The following is an 18949-nucleotide window of genomic DNA, read 5'->3' on the forward strand; positions in this document are numbered from 1 at the left end:
ATAGCCACTCACGAGGACGAGCCGCGGCGCGGGGTGACGAGGCCGGATTCGTAGGCGAGAACCACCAGCTGGGCCCGGTCGCGAGCGCCGATCTTGGTCATGATGCGGCTGACGTGCGTCCGCGCGGTCGCCGTGGAGATCACCAGGTGGGCGGCGATTTCGTCGTTCGACAATCCGCCCGCGACCAGCGCCAGCACCTCGCGTTCGCGTTCGGTCACCTCGCGCACGGCGGAGGTGTCGATCCGCCGGTGCTCGGGCCGTCCGACGATCTCGGCGATCAACCGGCGCGTGACCGTCGGCGCGAGCAGCGCCTCCCCCGCCGCGACGACGCGCAGCGCGTGCAGAAGTTCGACCGGCTCGGTGTCCTTCAGCAGGAAGCCGCTGGCCCCGGCGCGGAGTGCCTCGTAGACGTACTCGTCAACGTCGAAGGTGGTCAGGACCAGCACTTTCACCCCGCCGAGGTCCGGGTGCGAGGTGATTCGGCGGGTCGCTTCGAGGCCGTCGGTGCCGGGCATCCGGATGTCCATCACGACGATGTCGGGCCGGTGCTCGACCGCTTGCGCGACGGCCTGCTCGCCGTCGCTCGCCTCGCCGGCCACCTCGAAGCCGTCCTCGGTGTCCAGCAGCAACCGGAATCCGGCGCGGACCAGGGCCTGGTCGTCGGCCAGCACGACGCGGATGGTCATTTCTCCCCCTCCACGGGCAATTCCGCCCGCACCTGGAAACCCTGCCCGGTGACGCTCGCCTCGACACTGCCGCCGAGCGCCGTCGCCCGTTCCCGCATGCCGCGCAGACCGTGCCCGGGCGTCGGCTGGACGGTGCCGTGGCCGTCGTCGCGCACGAGCAGGACCAGCGTGCCCGGTTCGCGCTCGAAGCGGACCTCGACGCGCTGTGCCCCGTCGGCATGCCGGACGACGTTGGTCAGCGACTCCTGCAGGATCCGATACGCCGCCCCGTCCACCGGTGCGGGCAGGTCGCCGGCTTCGCCGTGCAGCTCGACTTGCAACCCGGCGGCCCGCGCGTGGTCAAGCAGCTCCTCGACCTGCGCGAGGCTCGGCGCGGGCGCACGGTTCTCGCCGGAACGCAGCACGGCGAGCGTCGCGCGGAGGTCGTTGAGCGCGGACGCGCTGGCCGCCTTGATGTTGAGCAGCGCCTCTTTCGCCTGCTCCGGCCGCCGATCCGCGACGTGCGCCGCGACGCCCGCCTGGACGTTGATCATCGCGAGGCTGTGTGCGACAACGTCGTGCACCTCGCGGGCGATGCGAAGCCGCTCCTGCTCAGCCATCCGGTGCCGATGCTCGTCCGCCTGCTCACGCCGGGCGGCGACGGCCGCGAACTGGAACCGGACCGCCGTCGCGATGCCGATCACGGCGGCCATCCAGACCACGGCGAACAGCGCCCAAACACTGACCGCAAACGTTTGCTTGAGGATGACGTGGACGAGGTACGCCGCCACGAGAACAGCTCCGCCGGTGCTCCCGGCGACCACCGGGCCGTGCCGCCGCGTGAGCACGAAGAGCGCCACGGTGGGGACGATGATCACCGGGCCGCCGGGTTCCGGCGACAGGTAGTACGCGTACGCCGAGGCCGCGGTGAGCACGAAGAGCGGCAGTGGGTACCGGTGCACGAGCAGCAAGGTGAGCACGGTCGCGGCCAGCCACGCGGCACCGAGCGCGCTCAACGGGTGCGAGGCGTGCTGCCAGCGGCCGGACGCGCTGGAGCCGCCGAGCACGAAGGCGAGCACCACGAAGGTCCGGAACACCCGCCCGAACCACGGGTTCTGCGCCCGCCACCAGTAGTGCATGCAGCGAAAACTACCGGGGAAGGTCGGCGGGCGCGTCCGTCGTGAGGCGCGGGATCGGGCTACGCGTGGCGCGGTATGTCGAGAGCGCTTGTCCGGCTCCGTTCACTAGGTAAACGACAGAAACGGAGACGGTGATGAGCGAGGTAGTGGCGGGGGCGAGCATGTCGCTGGACGGGTTCGTGGCCGGACCGGGCGAATCCGGGTTCGATCTGCTCTTCGGCTGGATGGGCGGCGGTTCCGAGGAGGTGCCGACCGCACAGCCGGACCGCGTGCTGCGCATGTCCCCGGCGAGCGCCAAGGTGCTGCGCGCGCAGCTGGAATCGACCGGGGCGTTGCTCGTCGGACGGCGGCTGTTCGACATGACCTCAGGTTGGGGCGGGACGCATCCGTTCGGCGGGCCAGTGGTCGTGGTGACGCATCGAGCGCCTGCCGGGTGGGAGGACTCGCCGTTCACCTTCGTCACCGAGGGCATCGAGGCCGCGGTGGCGCGCGCGAAGGAGCTGGCTGACGGCCGCGACGTCGGGGTGAACGCGGGCGAGATGGCCCGGCAATGCCTGGAAGCCGGGCTTCTCGACGCGGTGCGGATTGATCTGGTGCCGGTACTGCTCGGCGGCGGAGTGCCGCTGTTCGGCGAGTTCGGGCTCGACCCGGTGCGCCTCGGTACGCCGGACGTCACCGTCGGCGAGGGCGTGACGCACCTGCGCTATCCGGTCGCGGGCACGAACTCGCGCAGTTTCTCCAGCGTCTCGGCGTTGCCCGGGGTGTAGACCGACATCCGGATCTCCGAGCGGCGGCCCGCGTAGAGGTAGGTGAAATCGAACGTCAGCAGGCCCGCTTCCGGGTGCAGGTAGCGCTTGCTCTTGGCCTGCTCGGTGTTCACGTCGTGGCGGTCCCACAGCTCCGCGAAGCACGGCGACTCCGCTTTCAGCCGTTTGACCAGCGACTTCCAGCCCGGCTCTGCCATGTGCTCGGCCATCGCGGCGCGGAAGGACGAGACCATCCGCGGCACGTTCTGTTCCCAGTCGACCATCCGCTCTTTCCACTCGGGATTGAGCAGGCACTGGACGAGCGTGTTGCGTTCCTCGTACGGGATCTTGTCGACGCCGCCCATCAGCCAGTCGTAACCGGCGTTGTGGCCGAGCACGTCGAAGCGCGCGTTGCGGACCGCGACCGGGAACGGCTCCAGCTGGACCATCATGTCCTGCATCGACGGGGTGATCGCGGAGCAGTTCTTCTTCTCCGGCACCGGCTGCGGCGCACCGGCCAGGGTGAACAGGTGCACGTGCTCGTGCGGGTCGAGCCGCAGCGTGCGGGAGATCGCGCTGAGCACCTGCTCGGACGCGTTGATGTCGCGGCCCTGTTCGAGCCACGTGTACCAGGTGACCCCCACCCCGGCGAGCTGCGCGACCTCCTCGCGGCGCAGCCCCGGCGTGCGCCTGCGGCCGCCGAGCGGCAGGCCGACCTGCTCCGGCGTGATGCGCCCGCGCCGGTTGCGCAGGAACTCTCCCAGTTCGGTCCGGCGGAGCCGGTCTTCGATGCCACTGGTCACGAATACCAGGTAAGCACGGCTTCGACCCTGTTACCAGGTAGTCCCAGTACCAGGATAAAAGCACACCTGGTACCAGGGTCTGGCGCGGCGGAACGTAGCACTCATGACGACTACCACCACCGCCCCGGCATCGGTCACCACCGCCGCCGGGACGCCGGAGAGGACGGGCCTCTCGTCCGCCGGCTTGATCACCGTGCTGCTGGGGGCAGCGCTGCCGATCATCGACTTCTTCATCGTCAACGTCGCACTGCCCACGATCGATGCCGATCTGCACGCGTCGACCGCGACCCTCGAACTCGTCGTCGCGGGCTACGGCATCGCGTACGCGGTGCTGCTCGTGCTCGGCGGGCGGCTCGGCGACACCTTCGGCCGCCGCAAGCTCTTCCTGCTCGGCCTGACGTTGTTCACGCTCACCTCGCTGGCCTGCGGGGTCGCCCCGGACGCCGCCACGCTGGTCATCGCCCGCGTCGCCCAAGGCGCGGCTTCGGCGATGCTGCTGCCGCAAGTGCTGTCGATCATCCAGGCCGGCACGTCCGGCGAACGCCGCTCGCGCGCGATCGGTCTCTTCGGCGCGACCGGCGGCATCGCCACCGTGGTCGGCCAGCTGCTCGGCGGCGCGCTGGTCGCGGCCAACGTGTGGGACCTGAGCTGGCGGCCGATCTTCCTGGTCAACGTGCCGATCGGGCTCATCGGGCTGCTGCTCGCGCGCCGCACGGTGCCAGACAGCCGGGCGAGCAACCCGCTCGGCGTCGACCGCTGGGGCACCGTGCTGCTGGCCGTTTCGCTGCTGTCGCTGCTGATCCCGATCATGGAGGGCCGCGCGCTCGGCTGGCCGTGGTGGAGCATCGCGCTGCTGGTGGTCTTCCCGTTCGCGGCGTACGGCTTCGCCCGCGTCGAGCGGAATCTCGAGGCCGCGGGCGGCACCCCGCTGCTGCCGCCGGCCCTGCTGCGCACCGCGAGCGTGCGGCACGGCCTGACCGTCGCGGTGCCGTTCTTCTGCACCTTCGGCTCGTTCATGTTCGTCTACGCGGTGACCCTGCAGAACGGCCTGCACCTCGGCCCGCTCGGCGCTGGACTCGCCCTGACCCCGATGGCGGTCGCGTACTTCACGACCTCGCTGGTCAGCAGCCGTCTCGTCGCCCGGTTCGGCCGCAAGATCGTGCCGATCGGCGGGCTGATCCTCACCGTCGGGCTGATCGCGCTCGCCGGAACCGCGCTGCTGGACTGGCCCGACCTGTCGATCTGGCAGCTGGCCCCGGCGATGGTGCTGATCGGCGTCGGCAACGGGCTCGCGATGAGCACGCTGTTCCGGGTCGTGCTGTCCCGGGTGCCCGCCGACCTGGCGGGTGTCGGCGGTGGCGTGCTGACCACGACCCAGCAGACGTCGCTGGCGCTGGGCGTCGCGGTGCTGGGCAGCCTGTTCGCGAGCCTGAGCGTGCCGGGCGCGATGGGCTACCAGGGTGCGTTCGTGCTGGTCATCGGGATTCTGGCGGTGCTGGCGCTGCTGGTGAGCGGGCTGGCTCGCACACTTCCCGATCCTCGCTGAGAATTCGCCCGACGGAAAACTCCGCTCCCGGACGACGATGGAGATGTGACGGAACCTCGGGTGCAGCCAGACCCGGCCTTCGCGCTGCTCGGCCTCTACGAGAAGGCCCTGCCGGAGGTCTATGGCTACCTGCTCGCGAGGTGCGGCGACCGCGTGCTGGCGGAGGAACTGACGTCGGAGACGTTCCTCGGCGCGGTCGCCGCCTGCCGCAAGGAGCACGCGCCGCCGGTGAGCACGCCCTGGCTGATCGGGGTGGCCCGGCACAAGCTGGCCGACCATTGGCGGCGCGCCGAACGGGAACAGCGCGGGCTGCGGCTCGTGCACGACGCCGAGGACGACGTCGAGGATCCCTGGGACGAGCAGCTCGACGCCCTGCGTGCTCGGCAGGTGCTCGAAACGCTGACCGTCTCGCAGCGGGCGGTGCTCACCTTGCGGTACGTCGACGGCCTTCCGGTGCGCGACGTCGCCGCGCATCTCGGCCGGACCATCCACGCGACGGAGGCGTTGCTGACGCGGGCCAAAACCGCGTTCCGCCGCAGCTACCAGGAGAAGGAGGGACGCGATGCCTGAACCGTTCGACGCGCTCGCACTGCCTTCGACTCCGGCCGACCCCGATCCGGCCTTCGCCGAGCAGCTGCGGGACGACCTCCGCCGCCTGATCCTGAACGGAGCGGAGATGACCACCACCGAAACCCAGCAGGCCCAAGTAGGTGCGCTCACGCCGTACCTCGCGGTGACCGACGCCCGGGCCGCGCTCGACTTCTACGTCGAGGTCTTCGGGGCACAACGCCGGTCCGAGCCGATCGTGATGGACGACGGCCGGATCGGGCACGCCGAAGTCGCCATTGGCGGCAGTGTGCTGATGCTCGCCGAGGAATTCCCGGAAATGGGCAACGTCGTCGCTCCCGAGGGCGGTGCGATGGTGCGGGTCGAGGTGCCCGACCCCCGGCGCGCGGCGCAGCGAGCGGTGGAGCTGGGCGCGGAACTGCTGCGTCCGGTCGAGGATCGCGGCCATGGACTGCACGGCGCGATCAAGGACCCGTACGGCCAGCGGTGGCTGGTCGCGCAGGCCGCGCCGCGCTCGAAGGCGCCCGAGGAGCGCACGTACCGGCACGGCGAGGCCGGGTACTTCACCTTCCAGGTGCCCGACGACGGCCGGGCCAAGGCGTTCTACGGCGCGGTGCTCGGCTGGCAGTTCACCCAGGGCAGCCTGCCGACCGCGTGGCGCATCGAGGGCCACGGCCTGCCCGGCGGGCTGTGGGGCGGGGCGGAGCTGCAGACCGGATGGAAGCTGATGTTCGCCGTCGACGACCTCGAAGCCGCGCTCGACCGGGTGCGCGAGGCGGGCGGCCGGGCAGGCGAGGTGGAGAACCAGCCGTACGGCCGAACGGCGGATTGTGCCGACGACCAGGGGATCGAATTCTGGCTGTGGGAACAGCCACGCACGTGACCTCGGCCAAAACCCCGGCGGCAAACCGGCCGCCGGGGCGCACACTCGAGAGATGGCCGCGCACTGGACGCCCCGTGACGAAGCCGAGCTGACCGCCGGCTGGCAGCTCTGGCTCGCCCTGGGCTCGTGCGCTTGGCCGGGACCGGACTGGGACGGCACGCCCGCCGAAGCCGTCCGCGGCCTGGAACGGTGCTTCACCACGTGCGACGAGATTCTCGCCGCGTACGACCAGCCGGACTCCGCGGTCGCCGGGCTGGTGCGCTCGATGCTGCTGGCCGCCAACTGGACGCTCGAATTGTGGCGCGACGACGCGGACCCGCTCGATTCCGAACGGGCCGCGTTGCTGCACGCCGACCTGGCCGCATTCTCCGACCACGCGGAGAGCGTGCGGACCTTGCTGGCCGCGGGCGGCGGGTGGGCCTCGCTTCCGCTGTGACGCGCACCCGCCGTCCGTCCATAAAGGACTTACCAGCTCGACGGCCGCTTGCGCTCCGGCTCGTACGGCTGCGTGATGACCTCGATCCCGTTTCCACCCGGGTCAAGGAAATACACGCCGCGGCCGCCGTGGTTGTGGTTGATCTCGCCGACCTGCTCGCCCATCGGATCGGCGTGGTAGGCGACCCCGGTTTCCTTCAACCGCAGGAAAAACGCGTCGAAGTCGTCCTCGGGGATGAGGAAACAGTAGTGCTGCAGCTTGCGATCGGCGTCCGGCACGGTGGCGAAGTCGAGCCGCACGCCATTGCTGGTTTCCACCGGGATGAACGGTCCCCACTCCTGCCCGATCTCGAAACCCAGCAGGTGCGCGAAGAATTCGGCGGATTCGCGGTTGTCCCGGGACGGGACCATCAGATGATTCAGTTCAAGAGAAACAGACACGAAGCAATGCCTCCAGAAGGCATCCCAGCACCTCCATGCCTCACCCAGCCGGTGACCGACACGCGATGCCGCCGGAAAGCATAGCGCGGCGGAGGCGGATCTCCAATCAGGAAACGGGAACCCGGCGCCGGGCCGCGCGCGGACGGCCGACGCCCTGCCAGGACAGCCCGGCGTCGAGAATCATCCCGGGGTCGAGCAGATTGCGGGTGTCGACGACGTCGTCGCCCTCCATCGCGTCCGCCATCGCCACCCAGTCGAGATTGCGGAACTCGGCCCATTCGGTCAGCACCACAACGACATCCGCGTCCTTGGCCACCTGGTACGGATCGTCCACGACGGTCATCCCGGCGATGCCGCCGGACACCGCCGGGTCGTACGCGGTGATTTCCGCGCCGAGCGCGCCCAGCACCGAAGACACCGCCAGCGCGGGAGAATCGCGCAGATCGTTCGTACCCGCTTTGAACGCCAGGCCCAGCACGCCGATCCGCGCGCCGGCCAGCGTTCCGCCGCAGGCGCCCGCGATCTTCGCCACAATGCGGTCGCGCTGGGCGATGTTCTCGTCGATCGCCGAGGTCAGCATCCGGAAGTCGTAGTCGACCGATTCGGCGACCTTGACCAGCGCGCTGGTGTCCTTGGGCAGGCACGAACCGCCCCAGCCCGGGCCGGGTTTGAGGAAGGTGCGGCCGATCCGCCGGTCGTAGCCCATGCCTTCGGTGACCAGGTCGATGTCCGCGCCGAGCCGTTCGCAGAGTTCGGCGATCGAGTTCACATAGGACAGTTTGAGCGCGAGGAAGCAGTTCGCCGCGTATTTGACCAGTTCCGCGCTCGCCGCGTCGGCGACCACGACCGGTGCGGCGAGATCGCCGTACAGCTGCCCGACCCACGCGGCGGCGGCCCGCGAATCCGACCCGACCACGATCCGGTCCGGGTTCAGGAAGTCTTGCACCGCAGTGCCTTCGCGCAGGAACTCCGGATTGGAGACCACCGGAACGTCGTCCCGGCCGACCATCGCGGCGATTCGTTTCGCGGTGCCGACCGGCACCGTCGACTTGGTGATCAGCGCGCAGCCGGGCGGCAGCACGTCGCCGATCTCGGCGGTCACCGCCTCCACCGCGCGCAAATCCGCGGACCCGCCCGCACCCATCGGCGTCGGCACGCAGAGGAACACGCCGTCGGCGCCGCGAACGGCTTCCCGCGCGCCGACGACGAACGACAGCCGCCCGTTCGCCAGTCCGCGGACGACCAATTCGGCCAGTCCTGGTTCGAGGATGTCCACCCGGCCCGCCGACAGCCGGTTCACTTTCGCCACGTCCACGTCCACACAGGTGACGCGGTGCCCGAGGCTCGCGAGACAAGCCCCCGTGGTCAATCCGACGTATCCCGTCCCTACCACCACGATCCGAGCTGAGCTCATGACGCTGAAGGTGACAGCCGGAGTTGACCTCAGCGCTAACGGAAGCGGTCGCGGCCGAATACTCCTCGCGACGAGAAGCGGGTGAGGCGGCACACTCCGGCACGGGTGCGAACGAGCGTTAACCTGGGCGCGGAGGTGCACCGCGGCACCGAGAGCAGGAGGAAGGCTGAAGATGCAGATCACCGACACCGCAGCGCTCGTCACGGGTGGCGCGTCCGGGCTCGGCGGCGCGACCGCCAAGGCACTGGCCGCGAAAGGCGCGCGAGTGTTCGCCCTCGACCTCGCGCCCTCGATCGAGAAGGCCGAGCGGATCGACGGCGTCACCTACGTCGAGGCCGACGTGACCGACCCGGACCAGGTGCAGGCCGCCGTCGACACCGCGGCCGGCTCCGGCGCACCGCTGCGCACGGTGGTCAACTGCGCGGGCATCGGCCCGTCCGCGCGCATCCTGTCCCGCAAGGGCAGGCACGACCTCGGCCTGTACGCGAAGGTCATCCAGATCAACCTGATCGGCACCTTCAACGTGCTCACCATCGCCTCCGAGGCGATCGCGAAGACCGAGCCGCTGGCCGACGACGCACGCGGCGTCATCATCAACACCGCGTCCGTCGCCGCCTTCGACGGCCAGATCGGGCAGGTGGCGTACGCGTCGTCCAAGGGCGGCGTGGTCGGGATGACGCTGCCCGCCGCGCGCGACCTCGCCTCGCACGGCATCCGCGTGCTGACGATCGCCCCCGGCATCGTCGACACCCCGATGCTCGCCACCGTCAGCGAAGAATTCCGCGCCGGGCTCGCCGCCGGGGTGCCGTTCCCGAAGCGGCTGGCGCGGCCGGACGAGTACGCGCAGCTCGCCCTGTCGCTGATCGACCACGACTACCTCAACGGCGAGGTCGTCCGGATGGACGGCTCGCTGCGGATGGCCCCGCGCTGACCTGCCCGGCTAGTGGCTGTGCCGACCCCTCAGCGGCACAGCCACCCGTCCGGGTCAGTCCTTGCGCATCCGCACTTCGAGGCCGATCCCGTCCGGGGTCACCTCGCAGGTGCGGAACTTGCTCTCCGCGACGGTCGCGGTGAACTGCTCCGGGGTGTACGCCCGCCGGCGCAGGCCGCGGAGCGTGCGGACGGTGGCGAACGTGGCCACCGGACCGAGATTCATCCGCGCGACCTCGGCGTCCAGCTCCGCGTCCGTGGTGCTCTTGCTCAGGTCCTGGACGAGCGCGACACCGCCCGGCCGCAGCACCCGGTGCATTTCGTCGAGCGCGTCCACCGGGTCGGCGAAGTTCTTGAACGCCGCCTGGCAGATCAGGAAGTCGAACGAGCCGTCCGCGAACGGCATCGCCGCCACGTCGCCGCGGCGGAAGTCCACCTCGACGCCCTGCTCCCGCGCGTACTCCTTGGCCAGCCGCACGAACGTCCGGCTGACGTCCAGCCCGGTCACCGCGCACCGCCCGGTGCGGGCCAGCTCCACCGCGAAGAACCCCGGACCGGGCGCGACCTCGAGCACGTCGGAGCCTTCGGCCAGCTCCGAAACCAGCATCTCGGCGGATTCGCGGTACTGCACGAGCTGCGGTTCGGTTCCCCGCCCGCGCGCGTACGCCCGGGCGACCGGCCCCTCCATCTCCGGCAGCAGTTTCGTGCGATGACGTTTGACCTGGGTGTTCCCCATGATTTCTCCCTGTTCGGTCGGTGCCGAACCGGTGGACGCGAGAGGGTGGCCCGTATCCTGGTCGACGCAGCCTGAGGACAGGGTTTCCGCGCTCGCGGTTTCCGGTTCGACGGTTCCGGTCCCGGCGGCGGTGTGCCAGCACCTCCTCCGGGACCTTTTATTCGCCTTCGTTCGCCACGAAGGCGGCCATGTCGGGCAGCTCCCCGGTTTCCCGGTAGCGCCGCCATTCCTCGACCCCCGGTATCGCGCCGGTGGCCAGCTCCTCGCGCAGCCCGCGGACCCATTCGGCCTCCGCGCGCCACATCGCCAGTTGGTACTCCGCCTCGAGAAGGACCAGCCGCGGCAGCTCGGCCCGCATCTTCGCCAGCGCCTCGACCCGCTCGCCGATCAGCCGCTCCAGCTCGCCGACCCGGTGCTCCAGCTCCCGGTCGACGACCTCCGGGGTGAGCGCGAGCATCACCGACAGCCCGGTGTGGAACCGCGACGGCTCCTCCTCCGGCACGGCGAGCAGCTCGGCGATCCAGTCCTCCATCTCGGCCTGGCCCGCCTCGGTGATCCGGTACACGGTCCGCTCCGGCCGCGCGCCCTCCCGCACGTTCTCGACCGCTTCGAGGAAACCGTGCTTCTCGAGGTTGCCGACGACCGTGTAGAGCGAGCCCCATTTGATCTTCAGGTCGCCCTCTTTGCCGCGTTCCCGCAGGAGAGTGGCGACTTCGTACGGATGCATCGGCCGCTCGAACACCGTGGCCAGCACGGCGAGGCCCAGCAAGTTGGCCACCTTCCGCCGCTTCATGCGCTGCCTTCCTCGTAAGCGAGTACTCGCCGACGAGTATAGCGGAAACCCGGCTGAGCTGCGATTTCTTCTCCTCCGGCAACCCGTCCGGGCGTAGAGGAGAAAATCTACTGTCGCTGGGGTAGACATTCGGTTGCGGAGACGGGTAATCTTCTCCTCGTAAGCGCAAAGACAATGTCGATCAGGCACGGGAGATGACGAACTGCCCGTGAAGTGAACGCAAGTGCAGGAACCGCACTGGCAAGCCAAGCAGTGCGGAACGGTCAGGTGGCCGGAGCCGATGCTGGACCGGGCTCCGGGCAGTGACCAGCGGCGTTACGCGTGCTGGGGCCGAGCAGGGAAAGGGTTCCAGCCGGTGACGGCGCAGGCAGTCGCAGTACCGAAAGTGCAGTACCGCAAGAAGAAACACCGGAAAGAAGGGAACGGTCACATCATTGGATCGCCCGCGGCGGCGGAGCAGGAGTGCCGCGCGGGTACCGCAGTCCCATCCGATTGGCAGGTGGTTCTCGGTTACGAATCAGCGATCTCCGCGCGGAATGTCCGGTGAACGGATCCCGCGGATGCCAGAGGCCGGCTTCACGGCCGGTTGACAATGATGGAACCCAACCCTGGGACCCCGGGTGCCGCGCGGCATCCGGGGTCCCTTGTGATGTGGAGGTGGAATGACCCCTGACCCACGCGATGCCCCGGCCGCCGGTTCACCCGGGGCCGACAAGTTCGACGACGACGAATACCCCGCTTACACCATGGGCCGGGCCGCCGAGATGCTCGGCACCAGCCAGAACTTCCTGCGCAGCCTGGACGAGGCCGGCCTGATCGAGCCGCAGCGCTCGTCCGGAGGGCATCGCCGCTACTCCCGCCAGCAGTTGCGCCTCGCCGCACGCGTGCGAGAACTGGTCGACCAGGGCACGGCCGTCGACGCCGCCTGCCGCATCGTCGCCCTCGAGGACCAGCTCCACGAGGCCCAGCGCCAGAACGAGGAACTGCGCTCCGCCGATTAACCTTCCGCCGGGTCAAGTGTGCTGACCGGACACCGCGGCACACTCCCGGCTCCCTCGGCCCCGCCCCGGCTTCCGGTCAGATGTCCAGCATGTACGGGACCTCGTCCTGCGCCCGCGAGGTCATCCACTCCCGCAGCGCCTTGGTCGCCAGCACGTCGTCCTCGTTGTACCGCAGCAACCGCTCCCGCTGCTCGTCGTCGGGAACCTCGCCGTCCATGCCGACCGCGTCCCGGTACCACCGCATCGAAGCCTCGCCGCCCGCTTCGGGATCCCGCCAGGAGAATCCGGCGACCGGCGCGATCACCTTCAGCCCCTTGCCCCGCGAGCACAGGAACTGATCGGTGACGCTGCGGAAGAGATCCACCCACTCGTCGGAGTCCACAAAGGACTGCACCGTGCGCTTCTCCGGTATCCCGGGATACTCCCCGAACCGCTCGACGGATCCGAACAGCCACCGGTTCTCCGCGAGCGCGTTGTAGCAATACGCCCGGAAAGTGAGTCCGGCGGCGAGAGTCCGCTCCCGCACGTCGGTGAACCAGGCCCAGAACTCCGCGAACGACCGGGCCTCGTCCACCGTCGGCAACGGCTCCCACGTCGCGAACGCCCGATAACCCCTCGGCACCCCGATGTCCGCTCCGGACAGCAGCGTCCCCCACAGATAAGCCCCGGAATCGCCGAAACTCTCCATGTCCACGTCGACCTCGACGTCCGCGCGCGGCACCTCGACCTCCGGCGTGCGGCGCACCACCGTGAGATCCGCGAGCCACGCCCTGGCCAGCATGATCGCGTCCGAGAACGTGCCGCCGGTCCAGTTCATCGGCGGCGGCTCGGCGGCCGGGTCCAGCGCGGCCAGCTTGTCTACAGTGGACACTCCGACGCGGCGCAGCTCGCCCGCGTCCTCGCCGCGCACGACCAGGCTCACGTCGCGCGTTTCGGTGAGCACGACCTCGCAGGTGGCCCAGAACGGACACCGGCGGCATTCGAGCACGCGGGAAGGCGCGGCCAGCGCTTCGGCGCCGGTGGCGGCCGCGGTCGCCACCGCGAGCCGGTCCGCGAAACGCGCGTCGTATTCCTCCAGCGCGCTGCGGCCGCCCGGCCACGTGCCCGCGGTGAGGTCGTGCCAGACGACGACATCGGCGTCGAGACCGATCACCCCGCCGACCGCGGCTCCGCCGGCCGCCTTTCCGTACGTCTCCAGCATTCGCCGCAGATGCGCGAGCCGCAGCTGGTCCCGCGGCTGCGAGCGCACCTTGCGCAGTTCGTCCGGCGAACGGCGCGCCGGGTCCAGCTCCGTCATCGCGGTGGTGGGCGCGCCCTGGCCGCGGTCGGTGATCCGGTGCCGGACCACCAGCACCGGCACGTAACCGTCGCCGACCCGCACGAGCAGGTCGATGCCGCCGCGCCGGTGGCTCGCCGGATCGGGCGGCAGCAACGCGCCCCAGATGTACTGCGCGGCATCGGCGAACGCCTGCTCGGTGAGCCGCACCCGCTCGCCCGCGGGGGCGGTGCGCGGCACCCGCGCCCACGTGGCGTCCGGCCCCGAGGCCGCGACCAGCTGTTCGAGGATTTCCTCGCGGTGCGCGGTCGCGTCGTCGATGCGCTGTTGCGCGGTCGGATCCGGCGGCGGCAGCGGCACGTCGCGCATCGCCGGGTCGTGTTCCAGGTGCACCCGGCGGCGGCAACGACTCACTGCTCCCGCGTCGAGCAACACCTCGTCTCCCATAGCGATCACAATAGATCGTGGGTACGACATTCCCCGCGCGAGCCGACATGCCCATCCCGTCGGGGACCAGTAAGTTCATCCGGAGAAGGCGTGGGAGGTAACGGCCATGGCGCGCAAGGCCAAGCAGGACAAGGCCAAGCAGGACGAGGGTGAAGCCCGGTTCACCCCGAAGAAGGCGAAGAACGCGGTCGCGGTGGCCAAGGTGCTCGGGCCGGCGGTGCTGCCGGTGCTCGCGCCGTACGCGGTCCGCGCGGCGGGTGCGGCGCGGGAGGCATACGACCGCTACCAGGCCCGCAAGCTCGGCGTCGCCGTCGATCAGCTCGGCGAGTACACCGGCCGCGGCGCGGCTCTGCACGCCCGGATCGCGGGCCTCGTGCAGGGGCTGGGCGAGCTGAAGAAGTCGGCGAAGGCGACCGAGCAGGACCAGAAGTTCGCCGTCGAAACGCAGTCGACGCTGGAGCAGCTGTCGGCCACGGTGCGCGCCGCCGAGCGCATGCCCGCGGCCCGGCGCAAAGCCGCGCACCGCGCGGTCACCGGCGAACTCGAACGGCTGGAAGAGCAGCTGCTGCACCGCTTGGGCATCTGACCTCGTGCGTGGCTATGCCGGTGAGAACCGGCATAGCCACGCACGAGGCCCTACTTGATGAAGCCCTTCTGCAGCATCCAGTCGTGCGCGACGGTGCCCGCGTCCTTGCCGTCCACGTCGACCTTCTTGCACAGCTCGACCATCTGCTTGTTGTCGAGCGCCGCGCCCACCGTCTCCAGCGGCCCGCGGAGTTCCGGATGCTGGTTCAGGAACTCCGTGCGCAGCGTCGCCGCCGCGTTGTACTGCGGGAACGCCTTCTTGTCGTCCTCGAGCACGCGCAGGTTCAGCCCGGAGATCCGGCCGTCGGTGGTGAACACCTCGCCGACCGGGCAGGTGCCGTTGGCCACCGCCGAATAAATGGTGCCGATCCCGAAGTTCTCGATCTTCGGGTTCTTGAACCCGTACGCCTTGACCGCCGCCGGGAACCCGTCCTGGCGGCTGGTGAACTCCGTCTCCAGGCAGAACCGGTTCTGGTCCGGATGCGTGGTGAGGAATTTCGCCAGGTCCGTGGTCGTCTTCAGGTTGTTCTTCGCCGCGTACGCCTCGGTGGTGGCGAACGCGTACTGGTCGTTCAGCGGCGAGTAGTTCAGCCAGGTGACGCCGTACTTCTCCGCGTCCGCCTTCGCGGTGGCCTCGTACTGCGCCTTCTCCCCGCCCGGCACCGGCAGTTCGTTGCCCTGGTAATTGATCCAGCCGGTGCCGGTGTACTCCCACGTCACGTCGGTCTGCCCGTTGAGCAGTGCCTGCCGCGACGAGTTCGACCCCTTGATGTCGGTGAGGTCGATGACGTCCGCGCCCGCCGCGCTCAGCGCCATTTCGGCCATGTACCCGAGGATGATGTTCTCGGTGAAATCCTTCGACCCGACGACGACGCGGACGCCGTTCAACGCCGGGATCGGCCGGATCGAGCCGGGTTCGATCTTGAACGGGATCGAGGTGTTGACGTCGAGCCCGCACGCCGAGAGCGTCCCGGCGAGCAGGGCGGCGCCGACCAGCGCGCCCGCTTTCTTCAGGACGTTCATCAGCGCAGTCCCTTCGGTCCGAAGTACTGCTCGGCGACCGCGCCCAGCCAGTCCACCAGCAGCGCCAGCGCGACGGCCAGCACCGAACCGGTGATCAGCACCTTGGTGAGGTTGAGCTTGTAGCCGGTGTCGATCAACAGGCCGAACCCGCCCGCGTTGACGAACATGCCGAACGTCGCGGTGCCGACCGCCAGCACGAGCGACGTGCGCAGCCCGGCGAGGATCAGCGGGACCGCGAGCGGGAATTCCACCCGCCACAGCACTTTCTGCGCGGACATCCCGATGCCGCGGCCGGCGTCGATGAGCGACGGGTCGACCTGCTGGATGCCGACCATCGTGTTGCGCAGCACCGGAAGCAGCGAATAGAACGCCAGCGGCAGCGCGGCGACCCAGAGCCCGCCGACCGCGCCGGTGAAGATGAACCACAGCACCAGCACGCCCAGCGCGGGCGCGGCCTGTCCGATGTTCGCGATCGCCAGGAAGACCGGCGCGAGCCACTTCGCCCACGGCCGGGTCACGACGATGCCGAGCGGCACCGCCACCAGCACCACGATCGCGGTGACCACGACGGTCATCGCCACGTGGTCGCGCAGCGCGGTGAGCAGCGACGTCGCGTTGAGCGTTTCCTTCTCGGTCGCGGTGAGCCCGCTGGCGAACACCCAGGCCAGCGTCGCCGCGACGATCAGCACGACCACCGCGGGCTGCGCGAACAGCCGGACGCGTTCCGCGCGACGGGAGCCTGACTCGGTACTGAATCCGGTATCGACGGCAGCGGTCATGCCGTGGCCCCGTCCTCTTCGACGTGGTCGTCGGCGTGCTCGTCGCGCAGCTGCTGGATGGTCGCGATGACCGTGTCCAGCTTGATCGTGCCCGCGTACTCGCCGCGCGCGCCGGTGACCGGAACCGAACCGCCTTCGGCGAGCATCGCCTCGAGCGCGTCCTGCAGGGTCGACTGGAGGCTCACGATGTCGCGCAGCGGTTTGCCGACCGAACCCAGCGAGGTGGCGTTGGTCAGTTCGCGCACGTGCACCCAGCGGATCGGCCGTCGCCGCTGGTCGAGCACGAGCGCGAACGGCTTGCGCGATTTGCTGAGCTTCTCCCGCAGGTCCGCGGGCGATTCGTCGATCGTCGTGGTGAGCGCGTCCTGCTGCAGTTCGACGTCGCGCACGCGCAGCAGGGTCAGCTGCTTGAGCGAAGCGCCGGCGCCCACGAAACCGGCCACGGTGTCATCGGCCGGATTCGCCAGGATCGACTCCGGGGTGTCGTACTGCAGGATTTTCGACTGGTTGCCGAGCACCGCGATCCGGTCGCCGAGCTTGACCGCCTCGTCGAAATCGTGCGTGACGAAGACGATCGTCTTCTTCAGGTCGGTCTGCAGCCGCAGCAGTTCGTCCTGCAGGTTGCCGCGGGTGATCGGGTCGACCGCGCCGAACGGCTCGTCCATCAGCAGCACCGGCGGGTCGGCGGCGAGCGCGCGGGCCACGCCGACGCGCTGCTGCTGGCCGCCGGACAGCTGGCGCGGGTAGCGGTCGCGGAAATCGGCCGGGTCGAGGCCGACCAGGTCCATCATTTCCTCGACCCGCGCGGTGATCTTCTTCTTGTCCCAGCCGAGCAGACCGGGCACGACGGCGATGTTCTGCGCGACGGTGAAGTGCGGGAACAGCCCGGCCTGCTGGATCGCGTAGCCGATCTGGCGGCGCAGGGTGTCCACGTCGAGCTTCAGCGCGTCCTGCCCGCCGATGGTGATCCGGCCGGACGTCGGCTCGATCAAGCGGTTGATCATCCGCATGGTGGTGGTCTTGCCGCAGCCGGACGGGCCGACGAAGACCACGATCTTGCCCGCGGGCACGACCATCGAGAAGTCGTCGACGGCCGGGGCGCGGGTGCCGGAGTAGCGCTTGGTGACGTGGTCGAGTTCGATCTCGACGCCGGAGACGGTTTCTTCGGTCGCAGTGTGCTCAGCCACGGACACCCCTAGAAATGGTGAATCGCTTGATCAGGACGTAGATGCCGTCGAGCACCAGCGCGAGGATGACGACGCCGACGGTGCCGGTGAGGGCCTGGTTGAGGGAGTTCGTGCTCCCGGCGTTGGTGAGGCCGGAGAAGACCTCCGCGCCGAGGCCGGGGCCCTTGGCGTACGCCGCGATCACCGCGATGCCCATCAGCATCTGCGTGGCGACCCGCATGCCGGTGAGGATCGCCGGCCAGGCCAGCCGCAGTTCGACCCGGGTGAGCACGGAGATCCGGCTCATCCCGATGCCGCGGGCGGCGTCGGTGATCGCCGGGTCGACCGCGTCGAGGCCGACGATCGTGTTGCGGACGATGGGCAGCAGGCCGTACAGCACGAGCGCGATCACCGCGGTGGTCGAGCCGAGGCCCGACAGCGGGATCAGCAAACCCAGCAGCGCGAACGACGGGACGGTGAGGATCGTGCTGGCCAGCGCCGTGGCGACGGCGGAGCCGATGGGGCTGCGATAGACGGCGATGCCGATCAGCACGCCCAGGATCGCGGCGAGGATCGTGCACTGCACGACCATGCTGGTGTGCAGCCACGCCTGGAGCAGCAGCCTTCCCCACCGGTCCGAGATGTACTCGAAGAGGTTCATCCGTATTCGTTCTCCCGCCAGCTTGCGAGCCCCGGACGTCACCCGTTCGGAGTAGCCCATCAATCGGCAGGGTGACTACCCGGAACGGCTACGGTCGAAACCCCCACTTCTCGGTTGTGCTTGCCACCGTTTCGCATCCGCCAGGGGTCGGCAACCGAAGCGAGCGGCCCCACCGGACGGTTTTTACCGGATCGAGACCCGCCCACCTGTGCGTTTTCCGCAGGTGCTCACCATTCGAGACGCTTCAGTCACCCACCGGAGTGCCGTTAAGCTGCCCGAATGAGCACTCCGGCCCGGCACCGCGGCGCACTCGCCGCTGTCCGCGGCGGGCTGCTCGCGCTGAGTTCGGCGTCACTCGCCGTCACCGCGCACGCGGTCGCCGACGGCGGGCTGCCCGATCCCGCGCTCACCCTTTTGCTCACCGGCCTGCTCGGCTGGACCGCCACCGCGCTCGCCGGCCGGGCCCGCGGACCGCTCGGCACCATCGCGGTGCTCGGCGGCGGACAGCTGGTCATGCACCTGGTGCTGACGACGCTCGGCGGACACGACCCGAGCGGGGCCGCCGCCGCGCCGGACGGCTGGGCGATGACCGCGGCGCACGCGGTCGCGACCCTGCTCACCGCGCTGGTGCTGGCGCGGGCGGACGCGATGCTGCTCGCGGTGCTGCACGTGGTGCGGGTGATCCTGCCGTTGTTGGTCCGGCCGGTGCCGGTCCCGGCGGCGGCGGGGGGAGTCGCGCGGCCGCGTGCGGCTGGCGTGGTGCCGTTGCTGACCGTTGAACTGCGCCGGGTCCGGGGGCGGCGCGGGCCGCCTGGGGGCTCCTGAACCCCTCGTGAGTGTTAATCCCGGTTCTAACCGTGATTGCCACGCACGACCACCCTTCCCCCCTTTTTCCGGCGCAGGCTTCGCCCTT

General features: G+C 69.8%; 21 protein-coding genes. 9 read left to right on the top strand and 12 right to left on the bottom strand.

Annotated features, from left to right (window positions below; translation table 11 throughout):
* Positions 1–8: 8 nt before the first annotated feature.
* Together F9C12_RS23155 and F9C12_RS23160 are read right to left on the bottom strand one after the other, a co-directional pair.
* On the bottom strand, positions 9–686 hold the full coding sequence (locus F9C12_RS23155) for a response regulator (protein ID WP_409461829.1): 678 nt from the start codon (positions 684–686) through the stop codon (positions 9–11).
* The gene (locus F9C12_RS23160; protein ID WP_409461830.1) at positions 683–1804 is read right to left on the bottom strand and encodes a sensor histidine kinase; all 1122 of its coding nucleotides are present in this window, start codon (positions 1802–1804) and stop codon (positions 683–685) included. The genes F9C12_RS23155 and F9C12_RS23160 overlap by 4 nt, the downstream gene beginning before the upstream one ends.
* Positions 1805–1938: 134 nt before the next feature.
* On the opposite strand from F9C12_RS23160, the gene F9C12_RS23165 reads away from it, so the two are divergent.
* Positions 1939–2571 (top strand): dihydrofolate reductase family protein, encoded by a 633-nt coding sequence (locus tag F9C12_RS23165; protein WP_409461831.1) that lies wholly within the window; start codon positions 1939–1941, stop codon positions 2569–2571.
* Here F9C12_RS23165 and F9C12_RS23170 read toward each other — a convergent pair.
* Positions 2508–3353 (bottom strand): helix-turn-helix transcriptional regulator, encoded by an 846-nt coding sequence (locus tag F9C12_RS23170; protein ID WP_409461832.1) that lies wholly within the window; start codon positions 3351–3353, stop codon positions 2508–2510. The genes F9C12_RS23165 and F9C12_RS23170 overlap by 64 nt on opposite strands.
* Before the next feature lie 103 nt (positions 3354–3456).
* Here F9C12_RS23170 and F9C12_RS23175 point away from each other — a divergent pair, with 103 nt between their 5' ends.
* Genes F9C12_RS23175 through F9C12_RS23190 form a run of 4 tightly spaced genes read left to right on the top strand, consistent with a single transcriptional unit; the run spans position 3457 to position 6785 of the window.
* Positions 3457–4899 (top strand): MFS transporter, encoded by a 1443-nt coding sequence (locus F9C12_RS23175; protein WP_409461833.1) that lies wholly within the window; start codon positions 3457–3459, stop codon positions 4897–4899.
* 45 nt (positions 4900–4944) lie between these two features.
* The gene (locus F9C12_RS23180) at positions 4945–5469 is read left to right on the top strand and encodes an RNA polymerase sigma factor (protein WP_409461834.1); all 525 of its coding nucleotides are present in this window, start codon (positions 4945–4947) and stop codon (positions 5467–5469) included.
* Positions 5462–6349: a VOC family protein gene (locus F9C12_RS23185; protein ID WP_409461835.1), complete on the top strand. Its 888-nt coding sequence runs from the start codon at positions 5462–5464 to the stop codon at positions 6347–6349. The genes F9C12_RS23180 and F9C12_RS23185 overlap by 8 nt, the downstream gene beginning before the upstream one ends.
* Positions 6350–6401: 52 nt before the next feature.
* A complete protein-coding gene (locus tag F9C12_RS23190; RefSeq protein ID WP_409183959.1) occupies positions 6402–6785 on the top strand; it encodes a hypothetical protein in 384 nt (127 codons plus the stop codon).
* A 29-nt stretch (positions 6786–6814) separates the two neighbouring features.
* On the opposite strand, the gene F9C12_RS23195 is transcribed toward F9C12_RS23190, so the two are convergent.
* Together F9C12_RS23195 and F9C12_RS23200 are read right to left on the bottom strand one after the other, a co-directional pair.
* Complete coding sequence (locus F9C12_RS23195) at positions 6815–7195, bottom strand: VOC family protein (protein ID WP_409183960.1); 381 nt, start codon at positions 7193–7195, stop codon at positions 6815–6817.
* A gap of 136 nt (positions 7196–7331) precedes the next feature.
* Positions 7332–8639 carry a UDP-glucose dehydrogenase family protein gene (locus F9C12_RS23200; protein ID WP_409461836.1) on the bottom strand — a complete coding sequence of 436 codons (1308 nt, stop codon included), beginning with the start codon at positions 8637–8639 and terminating at the stop codon, positions 7332–7334.
* A gap of 172 nt (positions 8640–8811) precedes the next feature.
* Between F9C12_RS23200 and F9C12_RS23205 the strand changes: the two genes are divergently transcribed.
* Positions 8812–9570 carry an SDR family NAD(P)-dependent oxidoreductase gene (locus tag F9C12_RS23205; protein ID WP_409183962.1) on the top strand — a complete coding sequence of 253 codons (759 nt, stop codon included), beginning with the start codon at positions 8812–8814 and terminating at the stop codon, positions 9568–9570.
* A gap of 54 nt (positions 9571–9624) precedes the next feature.
* Here F9C12_RS23205 and F9C12_RS23210 read toward each other — a convergent pair whose 3' ends face one another.
* Both F9C12_RS23210 and F9C12_RS23215 read right to left on the bottom strand, forming a co-directional pair.
* A complete protein-coding gene (locus tag F9C12_RS23210) occupies positions 9625–10305 on the bottom strand; it encodes a class I SAM-dependent methyltransferase (protein ID WP_409183963.1) in 681 nt (226 codons plus the stop codon).
* A gap of 157 nt (positions 10306–10462) precedes the next feature.
* Positions 10463–11098: a PadR family transcriptional regulator gene (locus F9C12_RS23215; RefSeq protein WP_409461837.1), complete on the bottom strand. Its 636-nt coding sequence runs from the start codon at positions 11096–11098 to the stop codon at positions 10463–10465.
* A gap of 662 nt (positions 11099–11760) precedes the next feature.
* On the opposite strand from F9C12_RS23215, the gene F9C12_RS23220 reads away from it, so the two are divergent.
* Positions 11761–12099, top strand: coding sequence for a MerR family transcriptional regulator (locus F9C12_RS23220; RefSeq protein WP_409183965.1), 339 nt, complete (start codon positions 11761–11763; stop codon positions 12097–12099).
* Between the two features lie 76 nt (positions 12100–12175).
* Here the strand turns inward: F9C12_RS23220 and F9C12_RS23225 are convergent, their stop codons facing one another.
* Complete coding sequence (locus tag F9C12_RS23225; protein ID WP_409183966.1) at positions 12176–13822, bottom strand: TM0106 family RecB-like putative nuclease; 1647 nt, start codon at positions 13820–13822, stop codon at positions 12176–12178.
* Positions 13823–13928: 106 nt separating this feature from the next.
* Between F9C12_RS23225 and F9C12_RS23230 the strand changes: the two genes are divergently transcribed.
* On the top strand, positions 13929–14408 hold the full coding sequence (locus tag F9C12_RS23230) for a DUF6474 family protein (RefSeq protein WP_409461838.1): 480 nt from the start codon (positions 13929–13931) through the stop codon (positions 14406–14408).
* A 50-nt stretch (positions 14409–14458) separates the two neighbouring features.
* Here the strand turns inward: F9C12_RS23230 and F9C12_RS23235 are convergent, their stop codons facing one another.
* Genes F9C12_RS23235 through F9C12_RS23250 form a run of 4 tightly spaced genes read right to left on the bottom strand, consistent with a single transcriptional unit; the run spans position 14459 to position 18036 of the window.
* Positions 14459–15430, bottom strand: coding sequence for a glycine betaine ABC transporter substrate-binding protein (locus tag F9C12_RS23235; protein ID WP_409461839.1), 972 nt, complete (start codon positions 15428–15430; stop codon positions 14459–14461).
* A complete protein-coding gene (locus F9C12_RS23240) occupies positions 15430–16209 on the bottom strand; it encodes an ABC transporter permease (protein ID WP_409183969.1) in 780 nt (259 codons plus the stop codon). Before F9C12_RS23240 ends, F9C12_RS23235 begins: the two co-directional genes overlap by 1 nt.
* Entirely contained in the window at positions 16206–17402 is a 1197-nt protein-coding gene (locus F9C12_RS23245) for an ABC transporter ATP-binding protein (RefSeq protein ID WP_409183970.1), read from the bottom strand. Before F9C12_RS23245 ends, F9C12_RS23240 begins: the two co-directional genes overlap by 4 nt.
* Complete coding sequence (locus F9C12_RS23250; RefSeq protein WP_409186827.1) at positions 17389–18036, bottom strand: ABC transporter permease; 648 nt, start codon at positions 18034–18036, stop codon at positions 17389–17391. Before F9C12_RS23250 ends, F9C12_RS23245 begins: the two co-directional genes overlap by 14 nt.
* Positions 18037–18315: 279 nt before the next feature.
* Here F9C12_RS23250 and F9C12_RS23255 point away from each other — a divergent pair, with 279 nt between their 5' ends.
* Positions 18316–18861: a hypothetical protein gene (locus tag F9C12_RS23255; RefSeq protein WP_409461840.1), complete on the top strand. Its 546-nt coding sequence runs from the start codon at positions 18316–18318 to the stop codon at positions 18859–18861.
* Positions 18862–18949 lie beyond the last annotated feature (88 nt).

This window comes from Amycolatopsis sp. GA6-003 (genome assembly GCF_046267895.1).
Lineage (GTDB): Bacteria > Actinomycetota > Actinomycetes > Mycobacteriales > Pseudonocardiaceae > Amycolatopsis.

Coding starts and splice junctions, on each gene's coding strand:
- F9C12_RS23155 (WP_409461829.1), bottom strand. CDS start 686: ATGACCATCCGCGTCGTGCTGGCCGACGACCAGGCCCTGGTCCGCGCC.
- F9C12_RS23160 (WP_409461830.1), bottom strand. CDS start 1,804: ATGCACTACTGGTGGCGGGCGCAGAACCCGTGGTTCGGGCGGGTGTTC.
- F9C12_RS23165 (WP_409461831.1), top strand. CDS start 1,939: ATGAGCGAGGTAGTGGCGGGGGCGAGCATGTCGCTGGACGGGTTCGTG.
- F9C12_RS23175 (WP_409461833.1), top strand. CDS start 3,457: ATGACGACTACCACCACCGCCCCGGCATCGGTCACCACCGCCGCCGGG.
- F9C12_RS23185 (WP_409461835.1), top strand. CDS start 5,462: ATGCCTGAACCGTTCGACGCGCTCGCACTGCCTTCGACTCCGGCCGAC.
- F9C12_RS23190 (WP_409183959.1), top strand. CDS start 6,402: ATGGCCGCGCACTGGACGCCCCGTGACGAAGCCGAGCTGACCGCCGGC.
- F9C12_RS23195 (WP_409183960.1), bottom strand. CDS start 7,195: ATGGTCCCGTCCCGGGACAACCGCGAATCCGCCGAATTCTTCGCGCAC.
- F9C12_RS23200 (WP_409461836.1), bottom strand. CDS start 8,639: ATGAGCTCAGCTCGGATCGTGGTGGTAGGGACGGGATACGTCGGATTG.
- F9C12_RS23205 (WP_409183962.1), top strand. CDS start 8,812: ATGCAGATCACCGACACCGCAGCGCTCGTCACGGGTGGCGCGTCCGGG.
- F9C12_RS23210 (WP_409183963.1), bottom strand. CDS start 10,305: ATGGGGAACACCCAGGTCAAACGTCATCGCACGAAACTGCTGCCGGAG.
- F9C12_RS23215 (WP_409461837.1), bottom strand. CDS start 11,098: ATGAAGCGGCGGAAGGTGGCCAACTTGCTGGGCCTCGCCGTGCTGGCC.
- F9C12_RS23220 (WP_409183965.1), top strand. CDS start 11,761: ATGACCCCTGACCCACGCGATGCCCCGGCCGCCGGTTCACCCGGGGCC.
- F9C12_RS23225 (WP_409183966.1), bottom strand. CDS start 13,822: ATGGGAGACGAGGTGTTGCTCGACGCGGGAGCAGTGAGTCGTTGCCGC.
- F9C12_RS23230 (WP_409461838.1), top strand. CDS start 13,929: ATGGCGCGCAAGGCCAAGCAGGACAAGGCCAAGCAGGACGAGGGTGAA.
- F9C12_RS23235 (WP_409461839.1), bottom strand. CDS start 15,430: ATGAACGTCCTGAAGAAAGCGGGCGCGCTGGTCGGCGCCGCCCTGCTC.
- F9C12_RS23240 (WP_409183969.1), bottom strand. CDS start 16,209: ATGACCGCTGCCGTCGATACCGGATTCAGTACCGAGTCAGGCTCCCGT.
- F9C12_RS23250 (WP_409186827.1), bottom strand. CDS start 18,036: ATGAACCTCTTCGAGTACATCTCGGACCGGTGGGGAAGGCTGCTGCTC.
- F9C12_RS23255 (WP_409461840.1), top strand. CDS start 18,316: ATGAGCACTCCGGCCCGGCACCGCGGCGCACTCGCCGCTGTCCGCGGC.